This window comes from Natronomonas aquatica (assembly GCF_024449025.1).
Lineage (GTDB): Archaea > Halobacteriota > Halobacteria > Halobacteriales > Haloarculaceae > Natronomonas > Natronomonas aquatica.
Genome location: NZ_JAHLKM010000019.1, coordinates 14,692 through 40,249, shown reverse-complemented (window position 1 = coordinate 40,249; position 25,558 = coordinate 14,692). Strand labels below are relative to the sequence as shown.

Genomic DNA, 25,558 nt, shown 5'->3' with positions numbered 1-25,558 from the left:
TCCACGCTCTCTCTGCTGACCATCTTGGAGCCAGTTACGAACTCCACTTACAAAGTATTCACTGCTACAGATGAGCGATCAAAGAATTCGTCTTCGCCAATGTTCTGTACGAGAATATAGAGAACACGCTCTTCGGTAGACTGGCGGAACCAGGAGCATTAGTGCCTCTGGCCCGGCAAAAACGGGTATGCATGAAGACCGTCCTGCCTTCGGCCAGAGGATATCGGAACTTGTGGAACTTGGGGTAATAGAATTTCGGGCCGATCCGCTCGACACCATCGTCGAGCGGCGTCTCAAAACGATCTGGGAAGAACGCTCCTGTCCACACTGCGGTGCAGACAGCCTCCACGCTCTCAACGGCTCTGACCGTATCTGGTGTGGCCGCTGTGACTGGAAAACCACGTACACGCGGTGGACACCCTTCTACGATTCGGAACTCACCCCAGGTGAGTTCCTCATCGCCTTCATCCTCTACGCTGACACACTGCTCAGCATTACCCAAATCGCTGAACTCCTTTCACCGTGTTACACGACGCTTCACGACCAGCTAAGAGAGTTTGAGACCACGTTCTGTCGGGGATTTCCGACTGTCTGGGAGCGCATCTCCCAGACAGTCGATGGGCCAACACAGGTCGATGAAACACAGCAGGTGTGTTCGGGCTTCAAAGGCCAAGATCCGCCGCGGGAGGGACTCGACCGCGGCGGGTCGCCCGAGGGTGGACGTACCCGCTGGACAGGGGATCAGGGTGACGAACTGACGCTCGTCGCGGCCTGCCGCGACGTGCTTCGCGTGGTCTCAGCTCAGGAAGGAAGCGACTATGAAGATGACCTTGGGCCAGTTATCGAGGAAGCGGACGACCTCTCCCAGCCGCTGGGAGAGGTCTGGACCGATGGACTGCCAGCTTACCGAGGGATGGAGCATGATCACCGATACGTTGTCCACGACGAGAGGTACGTCTCCGACGAAGGCGTCCACACGAACCAGGTAGAGTGTCTCTGGTCACTGCTCCAACCGTGGTTGGCGAAGTTCCGCGGCCTGTCCAAGCAGGGCTTGGAGCAGGCCGCTCGGACCTACGGCTTCCTCCGGTCACTGAACCTTACTGGGGCACCGATCCACGGTCTCGTAGATTCCATCGCCGTCAACGTACTCCGCTAGTTCCGCCAGTCTACCGAAGAGCGAAACACCGAGTGGCAGGCGCACGAGCGCCGGGGGGTGGTCTGATGTCTGGGAAGCAATCGGTCGTCGGCACCGTCGCCGGACCCGGGGAGGATCCGAACGAATTCGTCTTCGTCGCCCCTGCGGACAAATCCATCAAAACGGGGGAGTTCATCACCTACACGGTCTCCGTCGATGGGGAGAACCGGTCGGTGCTCGCCCGCGTGACGAACCGTGAATTGATTCGCGGACTCCCGGACGGCTTCCTCGCAGACCCGGAAGTCGGTCCAGACACCGTCGCAGCAACGCTCGGCGTCCAGACCGACGACACCGAACTGTACCGACTCAAGGCGACGGTCATCGGGTACTACCACACCAATATGACCACGTTCGCCAACCCGCGGCAGCTCCCGTCTCCGGGAACGCCGTTGTCGATTGCACCCGATCAGCAGCTCGAAACAGTCCTACCGAACCTCGGGTGCGAGACAGACAGCACAGACGTGACAGAACTGGACGGAACTGCGTACCTGGGGTGGCTATTGAATCGGTCGCCCGAAGCGACGAACATCCACGTTCCGATCAAGGAATTCGCCTCGACGCACCTGGCAATTCTAGCATCCACGGGCAGCGGGAAATCGTACACAGTATCCGTGTTGATTGAAGAGATGATGCGTCCAAGCTCCCGTGCATCTCTGCTCGTATTCGACCCGCACGGGGAGTATGATACTCTCGCAGAAATGCAGGGCCACGAAGCATTCCAGGGCGAGGACGGATACGAACCAGAGGTCGTCTACTACGATCCGGAGCGGCTTCGCGTACGCATTTCGGAACTGGACATTGGCGATGTCATGGCCGTCTTGGACAATCCGAGTAACCGAATGCAAGAGCGGCTGTCGACGGCATGGCGCGCGATGCAGCGACAGGAGAGTCGGACGTGGGGCGTCGATGAACTCATCGATCAGATGCACCGGATATACGACGACGATGACGCGAGTGTCGGTGCACTGGAGTGGCGGCTCCGCCGCTCGATAGAGCGGAACGATCTATTCCACCCTGAAGACAACGTCCCACTGGACGAAATCGTGGACCCTGGCCAGTGTACCGTCCTACAGATGGATACGCTGGATCGGTGGAACCAGCAACTCATCACGACCGTGCTCCTGCGACGGATGTACCGGGAACGTCTCGATGCCGTCCGAGACCGCGACTCCCAGATCGAGCACCCGATCTTCGCGCTGTTCGAAGAGGGGCACCGGTTCGCACCGGCTTCGGGCGACGCTCCCTCGCTAGATATTATGCGTACGATCACGTCCGAGGGGCGCAAGTTCGGGTTCGGGCTGGGCATCATCAGTCAACGTCCTTCAAAGATTGATCAGGACGTGCTGTCGCAGTGTGGCACACAGATTTCGATGCAAATCAAGAACCCGAACGATCAAGACGCGATCAAGAACTCTGTCGAGGCGGCAGGTGAAGATGTACTCCGCGAGTTACCCGGCCTGACGCCCGGACAAGCGGTGGTCTCTGGTGACGCGATGAACACGCCAGCGCTGATTCAAGTCCGGCGTCGACGCACATCTCACGGGGCAGAGAGCCAGGACGTCATCAATGCTTGGCGTAAGGCGTACGATCAGCGACAGCGTGAACCAACCCAATCAGAGTCCGCTGATTTCGGTGAGGGGGATTCGACGGGGGTACGGAGCCTTGATTGAGCGAGATCGGCGGTTCGAGACAGTCACTGCAGAGCGTGAGTGCCGTCGAGACACCGTGAGCAGAACGAGCGTCTCACGTGTCGAGTAAACACAGTCAAGACAATGGATGAGATAACAGCAAAGATTTCGTTCGACAAGTACGCTGATATGCCGGAATTCTACGGTTCCGGGGAGGCGGGGTATCGGTTAGCGATGGTGAAAAAGCGCGAAGACTTTCTCGACCTGTTCGAGGGAGCCCGCCACGTAGATGCGGTGACGTATGCTGAGACACCGGAACTGATGGTTCGGATGCTGACCGAGTACGACATCGATTCACTCGACGTGCTGGTCGGGAATGCTAACGACTACGCCAATCAGGTCAAAGATATCTCAACCGCGCGGTCGCTCGTTCAGCTCCGGCAGGATGACCGGCTGACTGTTCGACTGAAGAATCGGAAGATTGTCCACTCAAAGATGTACCGTATCGTCCGGCATGACGATACGGTAAAGCTCGTTCATGGATCCGCGAACCTGTCCGTCAACTCGTGGGAGTACCACACGAACCAGATCTCGATCATCACCACTGAGACCGGAACAGAGCTTGATGAAGAGTTTTCAGCGTTCATCGACGAATACCGAGAACGGTACAGTAGCCAAACGCTTCTTGACGGGCTGGTCGAAGCCATCGAAGACGCAGACACTCCCGAAGAGCGCGAAAACCGCATCGAGTACTGGGTCGGGTCAGGAGATTTAGACGTGAGCGATACGGCCGCGCTCAACCAAGACGCGACGGAGGACCTGAAGGAGATTGCAGATCGAGTAACGGCAGCAGTCGATGACCCTGAGGAAGCGGACGAAACAGTCGCATTCGTCGATGAGCCCCAAAGGGCCGACCGGACGGTCGTGAAACCAGATGGATCAGGCGACGACGATGACACTGATTCGAACGAACCTTCAGAAGCGGAGGACGACAGCGAGGAATCACCCGATGTGGGGCTCGTTGAATCAGACCACGAAACGGCCCTTACCAAGACGTTAGACCGGCCCCGGGTTCGGACGCCGGAGAAGAAAATCCGAATGGGGACCAGTAAAGTGGACAGAGACGTCGCCGATGAGTTCAGTTCTACGCTCCGTTCTCGCGGTGCGACTGTCGAGGATCATAGTATTACAGCGCCGCTGAGCGCCTACAACAACCAAGTTCGGGAATCAACGGAAATCCCCACTATGTCCGTCGTCCCCGAAGCCGAGCAGGTCATCATCGGCGATGATGAGGACCTGATCTTAGTCGCTACGGATCCCCCGACCCCTGGGGTTCTGGATCATTGCCTCGATACTATCGAGGCTTATGTCGAGACCGTCAAGAATCACGGGTATTCCCAGACACCGACCGCCGTGATGGCCCAGATGTACGAAGCATTCCTCTACGGATTCTGGGCCCCGTTTGCCAACCAGTACGCTGAGGAACTCTCTTCCCCGTCGCGGACCCTCGACAATGTTCTACAGCACCTGTACATCGAAGGGAACAGCGACGCCGGAAAAGACAAACTCACGGAATACATTCTCCGGCTGGTTTCGGACAATACCGTCATTTCCGGAGTCGATGCAGACGATGTGGGTGTTGATGAGATTCGCGGGGTTCGGGAGTGGGACACCAGTTTCCCGTATGCGATTATCGACGCCGAAAAAAGTAATATTCAGGGATGGAGCCCAATCCGAAATTACTGGAGTGATTGGACGCCGACCAGTGTCGATCAGCCGTGTCTGATTCTTACGACCAACGATTCACTGCCGAAGTCGGAGTTCCGGAACCGAATGAAGATCCTCAGTATGGACGTGTCGTTCCCCTCGAATCCAGAAGATCCGGGATTCCATGAGGCCCAAGACGATCTCGCAGAAGTGCTAGAGCGAGAGAATCCGATATTCAGTTACGTGGCTCGCCGCATGCTAGCAGAGCAGCCGTGGACCGAAGGTAATGGCACAGTGGAAGACGTCCGCCAGATCTTCTGTGACTTCTACGAGGAGGCTGGTCGAGAACCCCCGGAGTACTTCCCTGCTAATGAGCCAGCGGAACAGATGTACGATACGGGACGGCTCAAATGGCAGCGCGACATCCAAGGTGGTCGTGTCCAGTTCGAATCGGAACCCGATGGGATGAACGCTGACTTCGACCGCGAGGATTGGGAAGTCTACGACTACGAGAAACGCCTGGACAAGCGGTTTATGTCCGATAAATCTGGGACAAGTGTCTATATCGGTGCACCGGAAGACTTCGCTGAGTGGATTGGCTACTCGGTTGAAGAACTACTTGACGGACCAGCAGAAAACGGTGAAGCCGCTGACCAACCAACTGGTTCAGAGGAGACAAATTCACCGGGATTCTTCAGACGTCTACTCGGCAGCTGAATATTCGGCTCAAATGATATTATGGAGTTTACCCCGACCCGTCGATTGAACGAACCAAGACCACGCGAAAATAGTTCCCCGTACATATAGTTTCTATCTCGCCTGGTTCCCTCGTCAGGTTCGGTGTCTTGGTCGTAGTGCGAGAATCATTCCGGTGGGGGTGGCCACCCGAATTCTTAAGTCATTATCGCAGTAATCATTATCCTAAGTATGACCTTCTACGACCGGGAGGACGAACTCGATACACTCACCGCTGCGGTGGAGTCCTCCGGTTCGGATTTCGTTGTCGTCTATGGCCGGCGTCGGGTCGGGAAAACGGAACTCCTCAAAGAATTCTGTGCTGACCGTCCCCACATTTACTTCCTTGCCGCGCAGGAAGCCGGGCATCGACAGCGCGAGAAGTTCCTCGAACAAGTTGCGGACTACTTCGACGAACGCGTCCCGCGAATCGACAGTTGGGACGAAGCGTTCGAATACCTCGGCGAGAACCTCCAGCGAGAGGATCTTGTCGTCGTCATCGACGAGTTCCCGTATCTCGTCGAAGAGAACGACTCGCTTCCATCGTACATGCAAGCGTTCGTTGACCAGGCGCTCGACGGAACGGACTCGATGCTGGTGCTCTGTGGGTCGAGCGTGAGCACGATGGAGTCAGAGATCCTGGGTCACGAGAGCCCACTGTACGGGCGACGAACGGCCCAACTCGACGTAACGCCGTTTTCGTTTCAACAGGCACGAGAGGTCATCTCATACGACATCACGGACGCGGTTCGCTCGTATGCCGTCACGGGTGGTACCCCGATGTACCTCACGCTGTTCGACTACGACCAGTCGCTCGCAGCGAACATTCGATCACACGTCCTGTCACCGTCTGCGGTACTGTATAACGAACCCGAGTTCCTCCTGCGCACCGAGCTCCGAAACCCAGCCCGGTACATGAGTATCCTCGAAGCAGTCGCATTGGGCCATACGACACCGAACGAGATCTCCGGCGCAACGGGGATCGATTCGGGACCGCTCTCGAAGTACTTACAGACACTTCGCCGACTCCGCCTCATCGAACGAGATGTCCCAGTCACGGCCTCGGGGAAGAAATCGAAGCGGTCACGGTACCGGGTTGCGGACGAGTTCCTTCGGTTCTGGTTTCGGTATGTCGAGCCGCATCGATCCAGTATCGAGGAAGCACCGGAGATCGTGTACGACGGGACGATTGAACCGGACCTCCCAACGCACGTCGCAACCACGTTCGAGGACGTGTGTCAAGAAGCCGTCTGGGAAGGGATTCGACGCGGTGCATTCGAACCGTACTCCGAAGTCGGTCGCTGGTGGTACGGAGAAGAGGAGATCGATATCGTCGGGCTGGCACCGAACGACGACCGAGTCCTCCTCGCCGAATGTAAGTGGACGACAGATCCGGTTGGGGAAGACCTCGTCGAGAGTTTGCGAGCAAAGGCGGAGAACGTCCGATGGGGACCGTCGGATCGAGACGAGCAGTTCGCCCTGTTTTCGAAAAGCGGCTTCGTCGACGGTCTCGAAGCACAACTCGATGACTCGTGGTCGTTGTTTACTGTCGCGGACATCGACGACCTACTCACGCCGTCCTGAGTACTCCAACACCAATCGTAGGGAAGTATATACGACGGACAATCAACATCAGATAGTTAATTCCGGAGGGGATTCTGGCTTGCTTCAGTTCGGACAGGCCCTCTGATTTGCTGAGTTGAGTGGCGGGAAGACGACCAAAGTCTCTCGCGCGCGCCGCCAATTACACTCTCTACCCAAGTATTATGTCCTCACAGTGTCATTCAAATGTAAGCGAATCGCATGACACCGGCGACCCCCGTTCCGCAGCGTGATGAAATCAAAACGGTCGAAGAGGGGTTCCTTTATAAGCGCCGTACCGCCGTCTGCCAAATGTTGCCCGTCACGCAGAATGATGGGCGCTGCAGGCTCCTGTTCGACTGTCGAACGAATCGACCTTTGAGGCGTGAGGCGGCCGAAATCGGCCGTCTCAGAACAGGTGTTCTGACGGGGGTTCGCGTGGGACCGACAAATGAGTTTGGAACCCATCGAACCCGAACGCGCACTCGAACTGTACATCGCTGACCGCGAGAACAACGTCTCCCAAGCGACGATCTACTCCCACCGGTCACGGCTTGGACACTTCATCAGGTGGTGCAATGACGAGGCTGAGATTACGAACCTGAACGATCTGTCTGGTCGCCAACTACATGAATTCAGGATTTGGCGACGGATGGAAGGCGATCTGTCGCCTGCAACAGAGAAGACGCAGATGGACACACTCCGTGTGTTTGTCAAGTGGTTGGAGTCCATCGACGCTGTCGAGCAGGATCTCCACACAAAGGTTCTATCCCCGACGTTGAGCGGTGACGATAATATCCGCGATGAGATGCTGGATTCCGATCGGGCAGAGCAGATCCTTACCTACCTCGAAAAGTATGAATACGCCTCGCGGCCGCACGTCGTGCTGACCCTGATGTGGCACACGATGATGCGTGTCGGTGAAATTCACGCGTTAGATTGCGATGACTACGACTCAGTCAACCAATCTCTACAAGTGGTGCATCGTCCAGAGTCTGGAACGACACTGAAAAATCAAAAGAAAGGTGAACGATTCGTGGCGCTGTCGGACGAAGTCTGTGAGATACTCGACGACTGGATGGAAAACAACCGTCCAGCTGTGGCCGATTCGAATGGACGAAACGCTCTGATCTCAACCCCCGAAGGACGAGCTCACACGACGACGCTGCGCGGTGACTGCTACCGGTATACCCGCCCGTGTGTAGTCACGCGGGAATGTCCCCACGGTCGTAATCTCGACGAATGTGAGGCGAATTCGTATGATTCAGCGTCTGAGTGCCCTTCAACGGTGAATCCACACGCCCTTCGTAGGGGCGGGATTACACACGCGCTGCAGGAAGGCTGGCCAATGAAAGCGGTTGGGGACCGTGCTAATGTTAGCGAAAAGGTACTATCGATGCACTACGATTCGCGTACTGAGGAAGAAAAAATGGAACAACGGCGCGAATATCTAGACGACCTTTGATCCACGAAAGAACTCATAGATAGACGCTCGCAAGAGCGTATCCCATACCATCTCTACGGTTCTAAAGCGTGTCAGAGAAAGGTTCTCGCAGCAATCGAAAAGCAGTAAACAGAGGGAGTGCAGGTACCGTGAGGAGTGGCGATGTATTTGGAATCCGTCAGAAGACCGGTGAAACATGCAGAGGATCTATTCAGCACGATAATCCTATTCAAAGTGACTGAGCGATAGCTTTGTGACAGCGACCCACCTTATGTGGAGTTATGAATAGAGGTGGTGGCGACCCAGTAGGACTAGTCATCGTACTTATCGCCGGGAATGTCGCGTACCTGTTGTTCACTCTGATTTTATCAATGGTTATCGGTCTTGCCCCGATGGACATCTTTTCCGGCCCGTTCTCTGGTGCAGCAAGTAGTCTCGTGACGGGATGGGTGGCTATCGGTGGGTTGCTAGGCGTTGCTGACGTACTAGCTGTCTTCGGGTTGATTTCATCGCTAACCAGTGGCTGGTAGACTGCTCAGTATTGCACATGTTTCTCGGAACGCAGGTGGTGACGGATATGCGCATTCAGTCTTGCATACCAGCACAAATATCATTTTATCTGGTAGCTCCTTCGCTGGTCAGTTCACAGGATGATTGACCGCATATGGCTGTTTGTATGATACGCTATGGTTCTATCCTAATCTGGTGGTGAAAATATTAGACCACTGACGACATAGACGTGAATTATGGATCGGGACGTTGTGGGGAACGCCGGACCTAATGGAAAAACCTTCGAGGCCCGTATACACAAAATCGATAGTTCGGGAAATGGGATCGTTGAAACAACAGGACAGAATGACATAATCCTCGGTCCGGTAGAAGCGGACGCAGTCGGTGAACGAATAGAGGCGTTGAAGCTTCCGGGACCATTTGCAAGAATTAAAAGACCGAGAGGCATCACGCCTTCAAATTATATTGAAGAGCTTCAGGATATTGTTTCATATGATGCAGGATTTTCAATTGACTACGGTGATGCTCACGCAACAATTCACCAACGAGGGTTAGATAGGCATGAAAGTGGGTATGGGATTCTTGAGTATGTCCCACCCGATGAAAATGAAGCGGATGGAGATAGTGAGTTAATTGAAACAACAATCGTGAGTATAAGTGACGCCGGTAATGGAATGGTTCCTATCGGTGACGGATTGATGAATATTGGTCCTGTCCGAGATGATGTTGTCGGTTCTGATGTATCGGTGATTGAGATTGAAGACGGATTCGGTGTCTGCAAGACAGTCTCTGTGAGAGCAGAGGACTACTTCACAGATCATATAAAAACGATTGATGAGACGTTAGTTGATACTGAGAAGCATTTTGAAGTTGGCATGAGGGTTCAAGATCGTGAGGCAAGTGAACCAGAAAACGCTGTTATCGTCAATCTCCCCCCGATCTCTGCCAAAGATTATATCGCATATCACAACGGGCAAACAGGCGTTTCGGTTGCTGATGAGAATCCTCAGTACGATCAGTATGCCTCTGTGGTCGTGGTTCTATTTGAAGAAACGCTATCAGAAGAATATCCGGATTATCTTGGTGAGAAACCAATACCGTTGCAAACTCTTTCTAATGATAATATTGACCACTATGCATTTCCACCTGGGCGTTTAGAAGTAATCGGAGACGATCCTTCGCAAGCACATAGGGACTCAGCGCCCCGGTCCTCAAGAGTTGATTCTCAAGCAGAATCATCCACATCTCATAAACAGAATGAGTCTGAAGATGAGTCGAATAGTAGGAAACCAGAAGGAGTGTTAGCTGATGATGACTCCCCACATAAATATCAAACAGACTCGATCATAGATTCAACAGCCGAAAATAGCGATTTGGATACATCTACAGACCGAAACGAAACAAAAGAGGATACTAGCAACTCACGCAGTTCGTCTGATATAGTAGAAGACAACAAAGCACCTCATGCGTCCCAAGACCGCCACGATGCTGCTAAAGACCAAGAGCTCGTCAAAGATGACCTAAACGAACTTCGAGAGAAAGCGAAGGAAGATGCTATTGAATCCGTAACGAAGGAAACAACGACGAGAACCACGAAATCCCAGTATTCACGCTCCACAGCAATCCGCGAATACGTAATGGCTCGTGCCGATGGTATTTGTGAGGGATGTGGCGATCCTGCCCCATTCACTAGTAAGACTGGCGAACCGTATCTACATGCACACCATATTCACGAATTAAGCGATGAAGGATCTGATACGCCAGATACCGTTGTGGGACTTTGTCCTAATTGCCATTATAGAATTCATCATGGCGAGGATGGTAATGAATTCAACCAAGAGTTGCTAGAACAAGTTCAACGGCTTGAGAGAGACCACGATCAGACGAAGTGATCTTCAATCCTATAGAGCAACAGAATATCACGATGTTATCGTGAGGTGGCTCTGTTGAAATCCTTGAGCGGTGATCTGTTCTGGAGTGCGTGCTGACTATAGAGGATGTAGTCATCACCCACCTGGCCGCCTGAACGTGTAGCTTACGGTCTCTGCGTCAACTGTGAGGGTGCCAGTGTCGTGATCCACGACAACCGCAACGGTGTCATCGTGCGTGAAATCGTGCAATGGCATCCCCGTCTGGAGCGTCCCATCGCGCGACAATTCGACACGTGCAGAGCCGAAGTCGATGTGAATCCGATCATCAGTAGCCGTTATATCACCTCTGCGACCGAATCGACGTAGTTCATCAATCAGTGTCTCCCACTCGGTGAGTTGCACTCGTGGTGTCATCCGTCGTTCAATCGTGATGCCGCGTTCAGGAAAGTCTTGATGCGAAATCTAAGCCATCGAAGTAACGCGGAGAACGACGAACGAGCCACAAACTGCTAAAACACTCGTGCAACATTTAGGCGGTACAGATAATTATGTAGTCCGCACAGAAAATCACAGTATGGCCCGTGATCCGTTGCTCAGTACAGAGACAAAAATAACGATCGTGTGCATGTTTCTTGGTCTCACAGCGTGGTACTTTGCAACAGAGTACGCTAATAGCGATGTGTTAGAACTTCTGACGCTCTTTGGCATCGGGATTGTGCTTCCGACACTGGTGAACGAGCTACGGCAGCACTCACAAGCGGAATAACAGACTAGCGCACTCTATTTAGCACGCCGTTTGTGTCAGGTGCTGAGGATTTCAACAGAGCCTGTTGATTCGAAAACGAAGATGTACCAACTCTTCAACGGAGATCGTTTAGTTTAGGCCCTGCAGGCGGTTCTCTCAGTCGGTCAGTCGTTCATTCACTACCCCATTAACCTGGTGCAGAAGCTCAAGGAGCTCATTATCAGCATTCACCCGGTACCGTTCTGGCGAGGAATCTTCAACGGGTTCGAGAACTCCCAGTACCAGCAAGAGATCCAAATGGGAATACACGGACTGGCGACTCACACCTGACTTGTCGGCAAGTTCTGATTTCGTGAACTCAGATCCTGGTAGCGCATCCATCAGCGCATCAAGGATATAGCCGACACTTTCGTTCTGAACGAGAATTCGCCACCCACTGGGATACTCGTCGCGGAGTTCATCCATTGAGAGGTTCTCAACTGGGTCGGCGGGGGGTTTCTGGCTTGACATAGTGTGTTCGAGCAGAGGTACTCTGGTATCCTATCTTGAACGCGGAGTGTGTTAAACCTATTGGACACGAGTGTTCTCTGTGTTTGAATACTTTATAAATATCTTCGGTACGAGGTCTACTGCAATGTCGGATATTGCGGCGAAATTCGTTTGGAAACTGGCTCGCCGTCACTCGTGGGGATCACCGGTTCCAGCTGAACAACTGATTCGATTGGTAGCGGGAACAGAGGACCACGACGAACTCATCCGTGTTCTCGAAATGGAAGTACTTGACCTTCCATTCGTTGTACAGACCTCTGATGGGATTTTCATTCCGAACGGCCAAGACGCCCACGTTGAGGCGGCTGAGTGGTTGCGGGAGCAGACAGACCTCAACGATCTCACCATCAAGGCAACCTTGTCACGACTTCCAGATGACTGGCCACAGAGTGAATAGATACAAGAATATTCAACAGTGTGAGAATCCTTGCCGCTTCATTACAAAGGTAGCCTCTCTTTGGCCCAATCTAAGAATCCTTCCTCTGGGTCGTACTCAAACATACCAGCCATAATTATGAGTTCAGCCGCTTCTTCTTCCCACTTAATATCACCAAAGCTGGGGTGATGGTATCGAATTCTTGGGGGTTCCTCATAGTGAGGAATAATATCATATTTTCCCCCACGGCTGGCCCCTTCAATCTGAAGCGTATCGTCCGGTGTACGCTCTTTCACACCAACAACCTCATATTCAGAACCGTGATTACGAGTTTCAGTGGCCCACGCTACCGAATAACTCCGGCCACTATTATTTTCAATGTTAGTTTTAATTCCGCTGATAACGTCTATTAGGTTTCGATGTGCATCCTCAAAGTTAGAATACTCTTCTTGGACATAGAGAGGTTCTGCCTGACTCATAACCACACATAGAGCGACACTGCTCCTTAATGATTTATCTGCTTATCACGGACTACACCGTTCAATATGCAATCTTCAGCGATCGGCTGTTATACTCGACATTATGTAGAAACAATAGAATTCCAACGAAATCAAGAAATCTTAGTCGGGATGATTGTGTTAGCGCATCTGGTTAGATAAGCTCTGAAATTAGTTGGCTGATCTCATCGCTGATTTCCCCTGAGTTTGCGATGTAGTCGTACATCCAGTTCGTGGAACAGTTGTGTACGACGCGTACTTCATACAATAGTTCTCCGTAGGATGTCAAACTCCAGTAGATGTTGTCTCCTTCGTTTTCTTGAATTACTGGCCGATTCACCGTTGGTGAATCCTTATATGAAAGTCTACGAAGTGCGGTTGTCATATTGTTTTGCCCTTTCTCTTCTGTCTGATCAAACTCTTGAATCTGTGTCTCATCATTCTCTGCAATAACACGGAATGCTTGATCAATATCGACTTTCCGCCAGCCTGGCTGTTGGATTCGTATCGCATCTTCTCTTAGATCCTTGGCGAGGCGATCAAGATCACGAAGGTGTGTCTGTTCTTCCAGCCGGGAAACAACCAACTCAAAGCCTGATTGACGCATTTCCTCTGTAGAAGGGTGTTCATCTGGTGGCGTTGGGTGGTCAGTCTGATCTGGATCTGCCCGCCATGACCTCTCCGTATGCTCTATCAGACTCTGTTCTCCGTCGTCAGTGGACTCCAAGAGTATCGAATGAACGAGTGGGGGAGCTGGAGCAAATCCGTAGTCACGTAAAATTTCCCTGATCTCCTCTCGTTCTTCTGTGAATCCATCGTCTAACTGAGCTTCCGCACCAGCGGAAAACAACCGCCATTCATAGCGTTCTTCTAAGTTATCGAATAGCTCTACTAGATTCTTTGCTTCAGTCTCCCAGTTCTCAGATGATTCACCGGCGAGTCCGACGATCGTACCCCATGTGAAATCGGGAAATGAATCTCCACCGTGGAGCATCCGGATCAGGCTCCCAATTTCAAACCCGAGGTCAATCTCTGAACTTTGTTCTGTTTGTACTATGGGTGAATCTCGAACGATCTGAGATCGGTTTGTGATTGTAAGCAAATCTTCCCAGATCTCACGGGTTTCACTTGTCCCTACGTAGCCGCGATAGTAGAGCAAACAAACGTCATCGACAAGTTGTTGAATCCGATCAGGTAATTTTTCGGCCTTTTCGGCAGCGCGCCGTTCCATCTTCGCACTTGTGTATGATCCAGGATCACCACTCATCAGGAACTCTCGCTCTTTCTCGCTCAGGACACGTTGTTCACCTGCGCTCACTTCATCAAGATTCCAGAGACTGTCACCCATACTGACGGCTTATAAAAGGCAGGTCCTAAAGTGGTTTGGGTGCTCACCCAAAGGGACTTTTCAAGTTTCCCGTCGCTTGTATGCGACGAACAACAACCCGTGAGCGACAGCAGTACAACGCGATAAACACGCAGATCTACGGGGGTCGTCTCTAATGACGGCCGACCGCGAATTGCTGGACGAGATTCAGCAGGTCATCGATGGTTCGAGTCCTTCACTGGAACCGCTCGCGCCCGCGGAAGCGGTTCAAATGTTTCTTGACGAGGAACGATCAGAGCTCGCACCCAATACCCTCTCTGAGTACGAAGATGAGCTGGAACGGTTCGTGAAATTCTGCGAAAAACAAGACACCACAGACACGACCGAATTCAACGGACGCCTGCTACAGAAATTCAAAATCTGGCGACGTGACGAAGCGCACGAAAAAGAGGGTTCACTATCGAATAAGACGATGCGTGACGAGATGTACCTACTTCGGAAGTTCATTCGCTTCCTGGAGTCAATTGACGCTGCGCCTCAACATCTCCATACCAAAATCAAGATCCCGACGCTAAATCCCGGTGAAGGGAAACGGGACATAGAATTCACTGCTGATGAGCTGGATTCGATTTTGACTCATCTTGAGAAATACGAGTACGCAACGCGTGAGCATGTGGTCTGGATCCTCTTCACGGCTACAGGACGCCGTCCAAGCGGTCTGCGGTCGCTTGACTGTAGTGACGTACATTTCACGGAAGATGAGACATACATAGAGTTCCAGCACCGTGAAGGGGAAACTCGGCTCAAGAACGGCGTTAAGAGCGAGAATACCGTGTATCTGAATGATGAAGCTGCCCAAGTCGTTCAGGACTATATCGACACGCATCGGGTTGACGTAGAGGTGAACGGTAGGTCTCCGTTGTTGGCAAGCACTAACGGAAGGTTGTCCGACTCGTCGATTCGCAAGTATGTCTACAAATGGAGTCGCCCATGCGTGGTCGGCAAAGAGTGCCCTGCTGGGAATAATCCCGATGACTGCAAAGCGATGAAATCTGGGGGGCACGCTTCGAAATGTCCAGAGAGTAAACCACCGGTTGCGCTTCGTCATGGATACATTTCAGATCTTCTTCGACGAGGTGTTTCGCTACACACAATCAGTGATCGCTGCGATGTGAGCGAGGAGATCATAGAAGAACACTACAGCGAACTCAGTGAGAAGGAACAGCGAGATCTTCGCCGTAGGGAACTGCAAAAACAATCTGATTCTAATGGCGGATATTTCTGACCGATAATTCGAACAACACTACTTCATCTCAGACGGAATATTCCGGCAGGGCCCATCCAAACACCGAACGATTCTTAGCCGCCCTAAACGGTAGATAGAATCTCTCTACCGCCGATTTCTCGTTTTAGCGTGAGTTTGACCGGTCATTTTCTTCTGGAGTTCACTCGGCCACCAAACGGGGGGCGGTGCCTTCCGGGCTTCTGTGATATTCGAAAGGGAGATAGTACTAAATCAATCGCCTATTGAGGACACCCACTGTTGCCGAATACAGTAAGACTCCGTAGGCTCTTACCAAAGATAGTGAAACAGTCCTCTCTGGATGCTATTAGGACGTACTGTGCAAGATACAGTACCCATATCTTGCTAAGAGTCCCAATAAAAATGGTCAACCCGATCATCGATATGACCATTCCCAACAATACTACCGGATCAATGGATCCGACCCACTTTGCGATGTACAGTCCACCACTGAATAATTATATATAAAAATTGCTATTTATAAACATATATTTAACTATTACGCCACATTTCCGCGATAGAGTGCGAAGCGATCGCGGACTCTCCGGGGGGATCCAATAATTCATGACACGCTTGCTGATTATCAGGTGGATGACAGCGTTCGAAATGAACGGGTGCTGGACAAAGATCTAGTTCTACTCCGGTACCTGTCCGCACACGGGATTCATCGCAGAACTGTAGTAGAAATCATCGAGATCACATCGTTTGGGATGGTCACACTTGATCCAGGTAATGAAGACGAACCAGTTGCACTACCCGCAGAAGTTGCACGCTCTATATCCACCAAATCGGTCACTAGGGATACTAACTAAGCTGCTCAAAAGCCCGTCACCCCTGCGTTAGTTTAGACTCATTCTAAATTTAGAGCCGTCTAATTTATATATTGTGTGGATCAACTAGCGCTTATGAGTATCCGAAGGCTTGACCGGCAGAGGAGATCATGCCATCGATAGATTACGGTAGTGCAGCGGATGTCACAGAACGACTCGAACAGCGACTGGTCGAATCGCTCACTGATGAAGCGAGCGTCAGTCGCCGCACGGTACTCGGCAGTCTCGGTATCGCCGGGAGTGCAGCAGTCGGACTCGGGAGTACTCAAGTAAGTGCCTCGTCTGACCACGAGGACGAGGAAGAACACGGTAACTTCGGTGCGGTAGGTGAATACCAGGATTTGGATTTCGACCCGCACGAGTTCCTTACTGCATTCAATACCGGGGACAGCGGGCAAGATAACGTTCCTCAACAGGTTTACGAGGAGAATGGCCGAACCGTACGGGAATTCGAGTTCACGGCCGTCGACACGACAATCACCATCGCCCCGGGCGTTGAGTTCCAAGCGTGGGCGTTCAACGGCCAGGTGCCAGGTCCGACAATCCGTGCGGTTGAGGGCGACCTGATTCGTGTCAAATTTACGAACCTTGGGCGACATGCCCACACGATTCATCCACACTTGAAGAATCTCAACCCGCGAATGGATGGGATTCCACAGAACGGGCCTGGCGTACTCGATACGGGCGAGTCATTCACCTACGAATGGATCGCTCAACCCGCTGGCACGCACTTCTATCACTGCCACTCACTCCCGTTGAAAGAGCACATCCACCGCGGACTCTACGGCACGATCATCGTCGATCCGGACCCCGAACGCGTCAGGGATAATCCACGCGAGTACGTCAATTACCCGGGTCCGATTACCGACGACTTCCGAGAGCAGCTCGTCGGAGAGGCGAAGAGCCGGAATCACGAGTACGCCGAAAACCACGCCGTCAACGAGATGGTGATGGTGATGAACTCGTTCGACACCAACTTCGACGGCGGCAACGAGGTCTACGCGGCGAACACACGGGCGTTCGGCTACGGGGTCGGTAGCACCGACGGCAACGGTAACTGGACGGCGGGCGAGACGAAACGGCCTATCCAAATCGACAAGAACGAACGCCAGCGCGTGTACCTCTCCAATGCAACGGAATTCGACCTCATCAATTCGTTCCATACGCACTCACAGTTCTTCGACTATTACGACCACGGGACGACGCTGACGCCGACAAACAAGACCGTGGACACGATCATGCAGTGCCAGGCTCAGCGCGGTATCATCGAGATTGACTACTCGGACCACGAGCCCGGGCTGTACATGTTCCACGCCCATCAGTCGGAGTTCGCCGAACTCGGCTGGATGAGCTTCTTCGAGGTGGTCTAACATGACGGACAAGACACGGGATTCGACAACGGACGGTAGTGTACCAGCTGAGAACGAGATAACACAACCGCTCGGCCTTCCGAAATGGGTCAGTGCGTTACTCCCGATCGTGTTGCTCGGACTCGTTTTAGGCGTGTTTGCGTTCACGTCACCGCTCGCCGGGGTTCAGAGCGGCGAACCACTTCCTGACGTAACGGTCACGCACACGACGCTTCCGAGCGACGAAACGGTCGTGCTTCACGTGACGAATAACGGGCCCGAGTCCGTGACAATTTCGCAAGTCCTGGTCGATGAAGCCTACTGGGATTTCCGTGTCGAAGGAGCTGGTGGTGACCGAACGCTCGCCCCGATGGAAAGCGCACAGGTCGTGATCCCGTATCACTGGAATCCAGGGTGGGATCTCGAAGTCGCTCTCGTACTCTCTGAGGGAGCGACCTTCCATAATACGATCGTCGCTCCGAGCCAATCACCCGGATTTAGCCTCGGACTGCTTGGGACACTCGCAGTAATTGGACTGTTCGTGGGCGTGATCCCGGTCGCATTAGGGATGCTCTGGTTCCCCTACATCAAGACGATGAGCGATCGGTGGCTACACGCCGTGCTCTTGTTTGCGGCCGGCGTACTGGGCTTCTTGGCGTTTGACGCCGGGTTCGAAGCGTTCGAACTCGCCGAACGAGTTCCGGGCGCGTACGAAGGGAATCTCTTGGTCGTCTTCGGGATCTTCGGCGCACTCCTGCTCGTCCAGGCGATCAGCGCGTGGCGTGAAGGTCGTGTTGCAGCCGGTGATAATCGGGCGAGTAGCGGTCTCTGGATCGCGTATCTGGTCGCGGTTGGGATCGGCCTGCACAACCTCGCTGAGGGGCTTGCCATCGGGAGTTCGTTTGCACTCGGGCGTGTGTCGCTTGGTGCTTTCCTCGTGATCGGATTCATGCTTCACAACGTGACGGAAGGCCCGGCTGTCGTTGCGCCGGTTGCCCGCGGAAAACGCCCGTCGCTCAAGCACTTCACCGCACTCGGCATCATCGCCGGCGCGCCCGTTATCCTCGGTGGTTGGATCGGCAGTCTCGCATACTCGCCGACGATTGGTGCCTTCTTCCTCGCAATCGGGGTGGGTGCAATCCTGCAGGTCAATTGGGAAATTGCGGGGATGGTCCGGGATGCTGGCGGTCGTGTTGCCAGCGCCACGAATCTGCTTGCATTCCTGCTCGGCCTCGCCGTTATGTACGTGACCGACCTCTTCGTGGTGCTCTAATAGGAACCACCTATCTCAGTTCCAATGCCACTCAAAGTCTACGACCGACGGACCGTATTGCGACTTAGCACTGTCACCCTAGGTATGCTCACCACCGCCGGATGTTTGAACGGATTGTCATCGTCGAGCCAGACCGTCACGATGCCCGACAGCCACACGTTTGAACCGAAGACTGCGACGATCGAATCTGGGGAGACGGTAACGTGGACGAACGAGAGCGATATTCAGCATACGGTCACAGCGTATGAAGACGAGATTCCAGAAGAGGCGACGTACTTCGCAAGTGGTGACTTCGAGTCAGAAAGTGTTGCAAGGAACCGGATTGCTGAGGGACTCATCGCTCCGGGCGAGAACTACGAGTACACGTTCGATCAACCCGGAACGTACGGATACTATTGTATTCCACATGAGAGTTCTGGGATGGTCGGGACAGTTCGAGTGGAATAACTTGGCGGAATTAATAACTAGATTTGGATTTTTTATTAGAGTATACTATAGAAAGGGTGTTTTATAGCAGCCGATTTAATAAATCTGTGGTGGGTAGTGGTGAGTAATGACCTCACCTGACGACGATACCCACAGCAGAAGTGGTGACCCACCGGATCACACCCACGATCACGAAAAGAGGGATCACAAGCACGCCCAACACCCAGAACGGGGCTTTGATGGCGTTTCATCACCAATCGACCAAGGAAACGTTGCACAGCTCTCAGTCCCGGAGATGGATTGTCCTTCGTGCGCGGGCAAAATCGAAAATGCCCTCGACAGGGTCAGTGGTGTCACGGCATACGAAACCCAGCCGACGACCGGGACCATCATTGTCACGTACGATTCTTCGAGGGCGGGAGAAACCGATGTTATCGGTGCTATCGAACGTGCCGGATATGATGTTACAGAAACCTCAAACGACGAATCAGTACGTCAGAAACCGACTGAGGAACGCAAGAGCATCTGGGCAAGTCCACGAGCACTCAAGACGTGGATTAGCGGTGGATTCGTTGCCCTCGGACTACTCTTCGAGTTCATCCTGACTGGGCAGAATATACAGATTGGAAGTCTTCTCGGCACGGAACTGCTGGTTGCCGACGTACTATTTCTTGTCGCCGTCGCGTCCGGTGGGCAAGAGATCCTTAGGAACGGCTACTACTCGGCACGAAATCTGAACCTCGATATAGACTTCTTGATGTCGGTGGCTATCCTCGGGGCACTCGTTGCGAGCCTCGCCTTCGGTGAGGCGCTCTACTTCGAGGCTGCCACGCTCGCATTCCTGTTCAGCGTCGCCGAACTGCTGGAGCGGTACTCGATGGATCGCGCGCGGAACTCGCTCCGAGAGCTGATGGATCTCTCCCCCGACGAGGCGACCGTCAAGCGGGACGATAGCACAGAGACAGTTCCCGTCGACGAGGTCGCTATCGGAGACATTGTCGTTGTAAAGCCGGGAGAGAAAATCCCGATGGACGGGACTGTCGTTGACGGTGAAAGTGCCGTCAATCAAGCCCCCATTACGGGCGAAAGCGTACCCGTTGACAAGACATCCGGCGACGAGGTGTACGCTGGCACGATCAACGAAGAAGGGTATCTCGAAATCGAGGTTATCTCTGAGGCCGGCGATAACACGCTCTCTCGTATCGTGGAAATGGTTGAGGACGCCCAGTCGAACAAGACCGAGCGTGAGCAGTTTGTCGAACGCTTCTCGACGTACTACACGCCGGTCGTCGTCGCCTTCGCCATCCTGACAACAGTGGGAAGCCCGTACGTTCTCGGCACGACCTGGCCCACAGCCGTCGTTTACGGACTGACGTTACTGGTCCTGGCCTGCCCGTGTGCATTCGTCATCTCGACACCTGTCTCCGTGGTGTCGGGAATCACAAGTGCCGCAAAGAACGGCGTCTTGATCAAGGGTGGAAACCATCTCGAAGCGATGGGAGCCGTCGAAGTCGTTGCCTTCGACAAAACGGGGACGCTCACGAAAGGTGAACTCACCGTTACTGATGTTGTTCCATTGAACGAGAATTCAGAGGAAGACGTTCTTCGCTGTGCACGTGGGCTCGAACAGCGGAGCGAACATCCTATTGGCGAGGCGATCGTCGCTGAAGCCGGCAGTATGGGGGTTGCCGGGCGTGAGATCGATGATTTCGAGAGCATCACTGGGAAGGGTGTGCGTGCCGATCTCGATGGAACGCCTCACTTCGCTGGCAAGCCGGGGCTATTTGAGGAGTTGGGTTTCGACCTCTCGCATGTTCACGCAACGACCGACGGGGGTGTCGTCACTCGGACGGCCCGGCAGATGTGCGACCGGAACAACTGTCTCGATCTTCTCGAAGAGACCGTGCCCGAACTCCAAGCGGAAGGGAAGACCGTCGTCCTCGTTGGAACCGAAGACGAACTCGAAGGCGTCATCGCGGTCGCCGACGAGATCCGTCAGGAAGCGAAGCGAACAGTGACGCGACTCAAGCAACTCGGCGTCTCCCGAACGGTGATGTTGACGGGGGACAACGAGCGGACTGCCCGCGCGATCGCCGAACAGGTCGAGGTCGACGAGTACCAGGCCGAATTGCTCCCCGAAGAGAAGGTGACTGCGATCGAGGATCTCGTTGCGGAGTATGACGGCGTTGCGATGGTCGGTGACGGCATCAACGATGCACCGGCGCTCGCCACCGCCACAGTCGGCGTGGCGATGGGGGCTGCCGGTACTGACACCGCATTGGAGACCGCCGACATCGCCTTAATGGGCGATGACCTCGCAAAGCTCCCGTACCTCTACGAACTCGCAAATGATGCGAATGGGGTTATCCGGCAGAACATCTGGTCGAGTCTCGCTGTCAAAGCCGGGCTAGCAGTCGCAGTCCCGTTTGGATACGTCCCCATCTGGCTTGCCGTTCTCGCTGGCGACGCCGGGATGACGACGGCCGTCACCGGGAACGCGATGCGACTCTCTCGAATCACGCCAGAGACTGAGGGTGAAATTACTTTGGAGTCCTAATACGGAAATCACGAGCATATCCAATTGGAACGTATGAGGCGTCACGAGCATATCCAGGAGCAGACAGCAGAACACGTAGCAGAATCTGAAACAGGTGGTAGTACGCGTCGGCTTGCGCTCGTAGCGGTCGTCAATTTCCTTGGATTCTTGGTTGAACTGGCTGGTGGGCTCCTCTTCGGTTCGGTCGCCCTCATCAGTGATGCGCTTCACATGCTGTTCGATATGCTCGCATACGCGATGGCATTCGGGGCTAGCTACACTGCAGAACGGTTCGAAGGCGGGGATGAGTGGTCGTACGGTCTCCATCGATTGGAGCCAGTCGCTGCGTTTCTTAACGGGATACTGCTCGTTCCGATGGTCGGATATATTCTGTGGGAATCCTATCATCGATTCTTGAATCCGGTCTCGATCGATCCCACGATGACGTTGATCATCGCCGTCGGCGGCTTGCTTGTCAATTTGGGGTCGGTCTATATCGTTCAGGGTGGGGAAATGAGCCTCAACGAGCGCGGGGCATTCTACCATCTCCTCGGCGATGCCGGTGGCTCAGTCGCGGTGATCATCTCGACATTAGCCGTCGTTATCTTCGATTTACCCATCGCTGATCCGGTCGCTGCCGTCCTCATCGGCGTCTTAATACTGGTTTCGGCAGGGAAAGTGCTCCGCGGAAGCACATCGATTCTCCTAGAGCGAAGTCCGATTTCACCGGATGGACTTCGGGACGAACTGACGACTATCGACGGCGTCGTGGACGTTGATGACCTGCACGTCTGGCAAGTTTGTAGTCAGCTGACGGTAGCGACGGTGCGACTTCAATATGAACCACCATCATTAGACCAACAACAGGCGATTCGCTCTCAAGTCCATCAGCTTCTTTCGAACCGTGGGATCGATCACGCGACCGTCGAGCTTGAAGGTGAGATGGAAATTGATACGCGAATCGTCGACCGCACAAGTCACGACCACTAACATGACACCTAATACAAGCACGCAGATGTTCGATGTTCTCGATGAAACTGAGGGAGACCTCGTCGCAATCCGAGTCGGCCGGGGGACCCGCCAGGGCTACGACGAACTGTACTCATTGCTCGCCGAGAAGACTGACAAATATGGCGCTGTCCGTGTTCTGGAAGTAGTCCCGGACTGGACGCTTTCGACGTTTTTATCCCACGTGTACGGCATCATCCCCGACCTACGCTTCGGATCGCAGTTCACTATCAGCCGTTACGTCGCAGTCGGTGATTCGATCTGGGCAAAACTGCTCTTTGACTGGTGGAATATGATTCGTCCTGTCTGGCCGGCCGCACCCGGAGAAATGCGGTACTTCGAAATCGACAATCGTGACGCGGCACTCCAGTGGATCAACGCCGGTGATGAGTCGTGATTCCCGCGGTATCTTCGAACTGGCAGCTGGAGCTGAAGGTGGAAGTTGCCACTCTACTGGGATTACGTGGGAACCGATAACACACAAACCATGACTACATCCAATAACAACGTATTAACACGACGGAGTATCGAAGTTCCGCGCATAGCTCATATAGATCACCCCGTTATCAATTCATTCAAATGATAGAACCAACTTCCCGCATCCGGTCTGTTGTGACTGCGATTGGACTCACGTACGGCTCCACAATTCTTGGGTCGATTGTCGTCGCCGTCGCTGCCATGCTGCTGACCGTCGTTGGAATCAATATCACCACGCGTCCTTCGTTGCGTCTCGTGATGAGCACAGTTCTGTTACAAGGGGTGACGTTTGGGGGACTTTCCGTTCTCTACCTCAGATTCCGCGATCTTGATGTCGAATTCGTCCCGTTATCGATTCCGGATAAACGCGATGTTGTAGTGACCATCGGGGGGATAGTTGCGCTCCTCGGTCTACTCGTTGTTGCATCAATGATCATCTCCTCGCTCGGACTCGAATCCGCGCAAAATCAGATAGTGACGATCGCTCAGCAGAATCCAGCGGCGTTTCTACTTCTCATTCCCCTATCGTTTCTGGTAGTCGGTCCGTTCGAAGAACTGTTGTATCGGGGGATAATCCAGGGTACGCTCCGTGAAACGCTGCATCCGACCCGTGCAATCGTTCTTGCGAGTGTTCTCTTCGCGTCGATCCATCTCTTCTCGTTGACTGGGGAAGGGAAACTTGTGTATATCGGTATCGCATTCGTACTAGCCTTAGTACTGGGCGCAACCTACGAGTACACCGACAACCTCGCTGTTCCGGCCGTGATTCACGGTGCGTACAATGCGGTACAGTTTACGAGCGCATATCTGACAGCGACGGGTGGGATGTAACTGTCAGCTTCGTTGAGGCGAACGGGGACTGCCATGAACAGCGAACACTCGTCCGACATTACCGTTCAATACGAATTCGAACAGTGCCGGATCAGAGAAGACAAATAATTGTAGATAGACTACTAAGCAGCGATAATGCAACCGAGAGGACGCAAACAGCCGGACGCAAACGGGAGTGGGAACATGTCTCGTCGTAGCCCTATATCCCTATTTACGTTGGTTTCATTCGGGCTTATTGTCTTAGCCCTGATTCCAACCGTTTCCGCCCACGGTGGCTCCGAAGCGTCGGGCCTCTCACAATCGCACGGACTGGCAATCGTTCTTCTCGGCGTCCTATCAGTAACCGCTCTCGTACTGCTCAAGCGAACAGGACGTATTTCTCCAACCACCGCTCTTTACGGAATTGCAATCGGTATTGGAATCACTGTTGCCGGAGCGATCCTGTTCGAAGGACTGGCACCAGATCCAACGTATCAGGCTGATTCGATGCCGTTTTCGCGGTCATGGTATCAGCCTCTCGCTATCTTGACAGGGCTCTCTGTCGTAGTGGCGAGTTTCATTACTGGTGTCATTCGGTGGACGACACGTCCCAGGTACATGTTTCTCGGAATGCTAATGGGTGGATGGATACTGTATCCATATCTACTCCCGGGGACAGTCGGTTACACGAATCCGATAGGCTACGGGATCGTCCTCGGAACACCAGTCCTCGTCGGATACATCCTCTGGAAAGATGCGGCTTCGGTGCTGTCCGTGATCCTCAAAGACCCGGTAGCACGTCGGTTCGGATTCAGTATCGGAGCCATGATCGGTCTCTTTTTCATGTCGACGACGGGCTATCTCTCGTTCTTTAGCGAAGAGGGGACACCTCAAGAAACGACTATCGTCGTCATGTCCGTCCTCTACCAACTCGTGCGATGGCCGACGCTTGAGGTCGTTCTTCCGGAGATACCGTTTTTCATCGCTATTTCACCGGGCGTGATCATCGTAATCGGGTTACTCAGCACCCTTGTTGGTTTGAACGCTGCAGTCATTGCTCATTCTTGGCGTGCTGAATTGCAGGCAGGTACAGCGCAGAGTACCGCCGGGACGGCGACCGTCGTCGGCGCGTGCACGTGTGGATGCTGTGGACCCCTCGTATCACAAGTCGCGGTCGTGGCAGCAGGTCCGGCGATTGCGGCACCAATTTACTGGATATTCGTCGATTCAGCCTCACCGCTCAACTCGATATTCCTCTTGGGCAGTGTCGCGCTGTTCACCGGGACACTCATCTATTCGATCGATAAGTCAATCTTTTCCCAAGAAGCCACACCTAACATCAGCGCAGATTAATCGGTCAATACCGGCTGTTTTCGTCTGG

The 25,558-nt window shown here is 53.5% G+C and carries 21 protein-coding genes; 18 read left to right on the top strand and 3 right to left on the bottom strand.

All coding sequences use genetic code 11. From position 1 onward, the window contains the following. Positions 1–187: 187 nt before the first annotated feature. The 7 genes from KM295_RS12445 (at position 188) to KM295_RS17215 (ending at position 11,437) form a co-directional block, all read left to right on the top strand. Positions 188–1,156, top strand: a complete 969-nt coding sequence (locus tag KM295_RS12445) for an IS1595 family transposase (RefSeq protein ID WP_256030279.1) — start codon at positions 188–190, stop codon at positions 1,154–1,156. A gap of 65 nt (positions 1,157–1,221) precedes the next feature. After that, positions 1,222–2,865 (top strand): helicase HerA domain-containing protein, encoded by a 1,644-nt coding sequence (locus KM295_RS12440; RefSeq protein WP_256030278.1) that lies wholly within the window; start codon positions 1,222–1,224, stop codon positions 2,863–2,865. 102 nt (positions 2,866–2,967) lie between these two features. After that, a complete protein-coding gene (locus KM295_RS12435; protein WP_256030277.1) occupies positions 2,968–5,247 on the top strand; it encodes a restriction endonuclease PLD domain-containing protein in 2,280 nt (759 codons plus the stop codon). 210 nt (positions 5,248–5,457) lie between these two features. After that, positions 5,458–6,849 (top strand): ATP-binding protein, encoded by a 1,392-nt coding sequence (locus KM295_RS12430; protein WP_256030276.1) that lies wholly within the window; start codon positions 5,458–5,460, stop codon positions 6,847–6,849. A 448-nt stretch (positions 6,850–7,297) separates the two neighbouring features. Continuing rightward, positions 7,298–8,311, top strand: a complete 1,014-nt coding sequence (locus KM295_RS12425; RefSeq protein ID WP_256030275.1) for a tyrosine-type recombinase/integrase — start codon at positions 7,298–7,300, stop codon at positions 8,309–8,311. A gap of 725 nt (positions 8,312–9,036) precedes the next feature. Continuing rightward, entirely contained in the window at positions 9,037–10,692 is a 1,656-nt protein-coding gene (locus KM295_RS12420; protein WP_256030274.1) for an HNH endonuclease, read from the top strand. A 553-nt stretch (positions 10,693–11,245) separates the two neighbouring features. Further along, complete coding sequence (locus KM295_RS17215; RefSeq protein WP_472924551.1) at positions 11,246–11,437, top strand: DUF7987 family protein; 192 nt, start codon at positions 11,246–11,248, stop codon at positions 11,435–11,437. Positions 11,438–11,572: 135 nt separating this feature from the next. Here KM295_RS17215 and KM295_RS12415 read toward each other — a convergent pair whose 3' ends face one another. After that, positions 11,573–11,926, bottom strand: coding sequence for an ArsR family transcriptional regulator (locus KM295_RS12415; protein ID WP_256030273.1), 354 nt, complete (start codon positions 11,924–11,926; stop codon positions 11,573–11,575). A 124-nt stretch (positions 11,927–12,050) separates the two neighbouring features. Here KM295_RS12415 and KM295_RS12410 point away from each other — a divergent pair, with 124 nt between their 5' ends. After that, the gene (locus KM295_RS12410; RefSeq protein ID WP_256030272.1) at positions 12,051–12,362 is read left to right on the top strand and encodes a hypothetical protein; all 312 of its coding nucleotides are present in this window, start codon (positions 12,051–12,053) and stop codon (positions 12,360–12,362) included. A 41-nt stretch (positions 12,363–12,403) separates the two neighbouring features. Here KM295_RS12410 and KM295_RS12405 read toward each other — a convergent pair whose 3' ends face one another. Then, complete coding sequence (locus KM295_RS12405; protein ID WP_256030271.1) at positions 12,404–12,820, bottom strand: hypothetical protein; 417 nt, start codon at positions 12,818–12,820, stop codon at positions 12,404–12,406. Between the two features lie 172 nt (positions 12,821–12,992). Continuing rightward, positions 12,993–14,186, bottom strand: a complete 1,194-nt coding sequence (locus tag KM295_RS12400; RefSeq protein ID WP_256030270.1) for a hypothetical protein — start codon at positions 14,184–14,186, stop codon at positions 12,993–12,995. A gap of 154 nt (positions 14,187–14,340) precedes the next feature. Between KM295_RS12400 and KM295_RS12395 the strand changes: the two genes are divergently transcribed. The 10 genes from KM295_RS12395 (at position 14,341) to KM295_RS12355 (ending at position 25,530) form a co-directional block, all read left to right on the top strand. Then, positions 14,341–15,450 (top strand): tyrosine-type recombinase/integrase, encoded by a 1,110-nt coding sequence (locus KM295_RS12395; protein ID WP_256030269.1) that lies wholly within the window; start codon positions 14,341–14,343, stop codon positions 15,448–15,450. Positions 15,451–16,025: 575 nt separating this feature from the next. After that, positions 16,026–16,280 carry a ferrous iron transport protein A gene (locus KM295_RS17110; RefSeq protein WP_418904798.1) on the top strand — a complete coding sequence of 85 codons (255 nt, stop codon included), beginning with the start codon at positions 16,026–16,028 and terminating at the stop codon, positions 16,278–16,280. Positions 16,281–16,408: 128 nt separating this feature from the next. Beyond that, positions 16,409–17,668, top strand: a complete 1,260-nt coding sequence (locus KM295_RS12390) for a multicopper oxidase domain-containing protein (RefSeq protein ID WP_418904796.1) — start codon at positions 16,409–16,411, stop codon at positions 17,666–17,668. Position 17,669: 1 nt separating this feature from the next. Further along, the gene (locus KM295_RS12385) at positions 17,670–18,920 is read left to right on the top strand and encodes a ZIP family metal transporter (protein ID WP_256030267.1); all 1,251 of its coding nucleotides are present in this window, start codon (positions 17,670–17,672) and stop codon (positions 18,918–18,920) included. A gap of 84 nt (positions 18,921–19,004) precedes the next feature. Further along, a complete protein-coding gene (locus KM295_RS12380; RefSeq protein WP_256030266.1) occupies positions 19,005–19,367 on the top strand; it encodes a cupredoxin domain-containing protein in 363 nt (120 codons plus the stop codon). Between the two features lie 106 nt (positions 19,368–19,473). Next, complete coding sequence (locus tag KM295_RS12375; RefSeq protein ID WP_256030265.1) at positions 19,474–21,903, top strand: heavy metal translocating P-type ATPase; 2,430 nt, start codon at positions 19,474–19,476, stop codon at positions 21,901–21,903. A gap of 33 nt (positions 21,904–21,936) precedes the next feature. Beyond that, entirely contained in the window at positions 21,937–22,872 is a 936-nt protein-coding gene (locus KM295_RS12370) for a cation diffusion facilitator family transporter (protein WP_256030264.1), read from the top strand. A 25-nt stretch (positions 22,873–22,897) separates the two neighbouring features. Then, positions 22,898–23,287 (top strand): SpoIIAA family protein, encoded by a 390-nt coding sequence (locus tag KM295_RS12365; protein WP_256030263.1) that lies wholly within the window; start codon positions 22,898–22,900, stop codon positions 23,285–23,287. A gap of 182 nt (positions 23,288–23,469) precedes the next feature. Then, positions 23,470–24,198, top strand: a complete 729-nt coding sequence (locus KM295_RS12360; protein ID WP_256030262.1) for a CPBP family intramembrane glutamic endopeptidase — start codon at positions 23,470–23,472, stop codon at positions 24,196–24,198. Positions 24,199–24,795: 597 nt separating this feature from the next. Further along, complete coding sequence (locus tag KM295_RS12355) at positions 24,796–25,530, top strand: hypothetical protein (protein ID WP_256030261.1); 735 nt, start codon at positions 24,796–24,798, stop codon at positions 25,528–25,530. Positions 25,531–25,558: the final 28 nt, after the last annotated feature.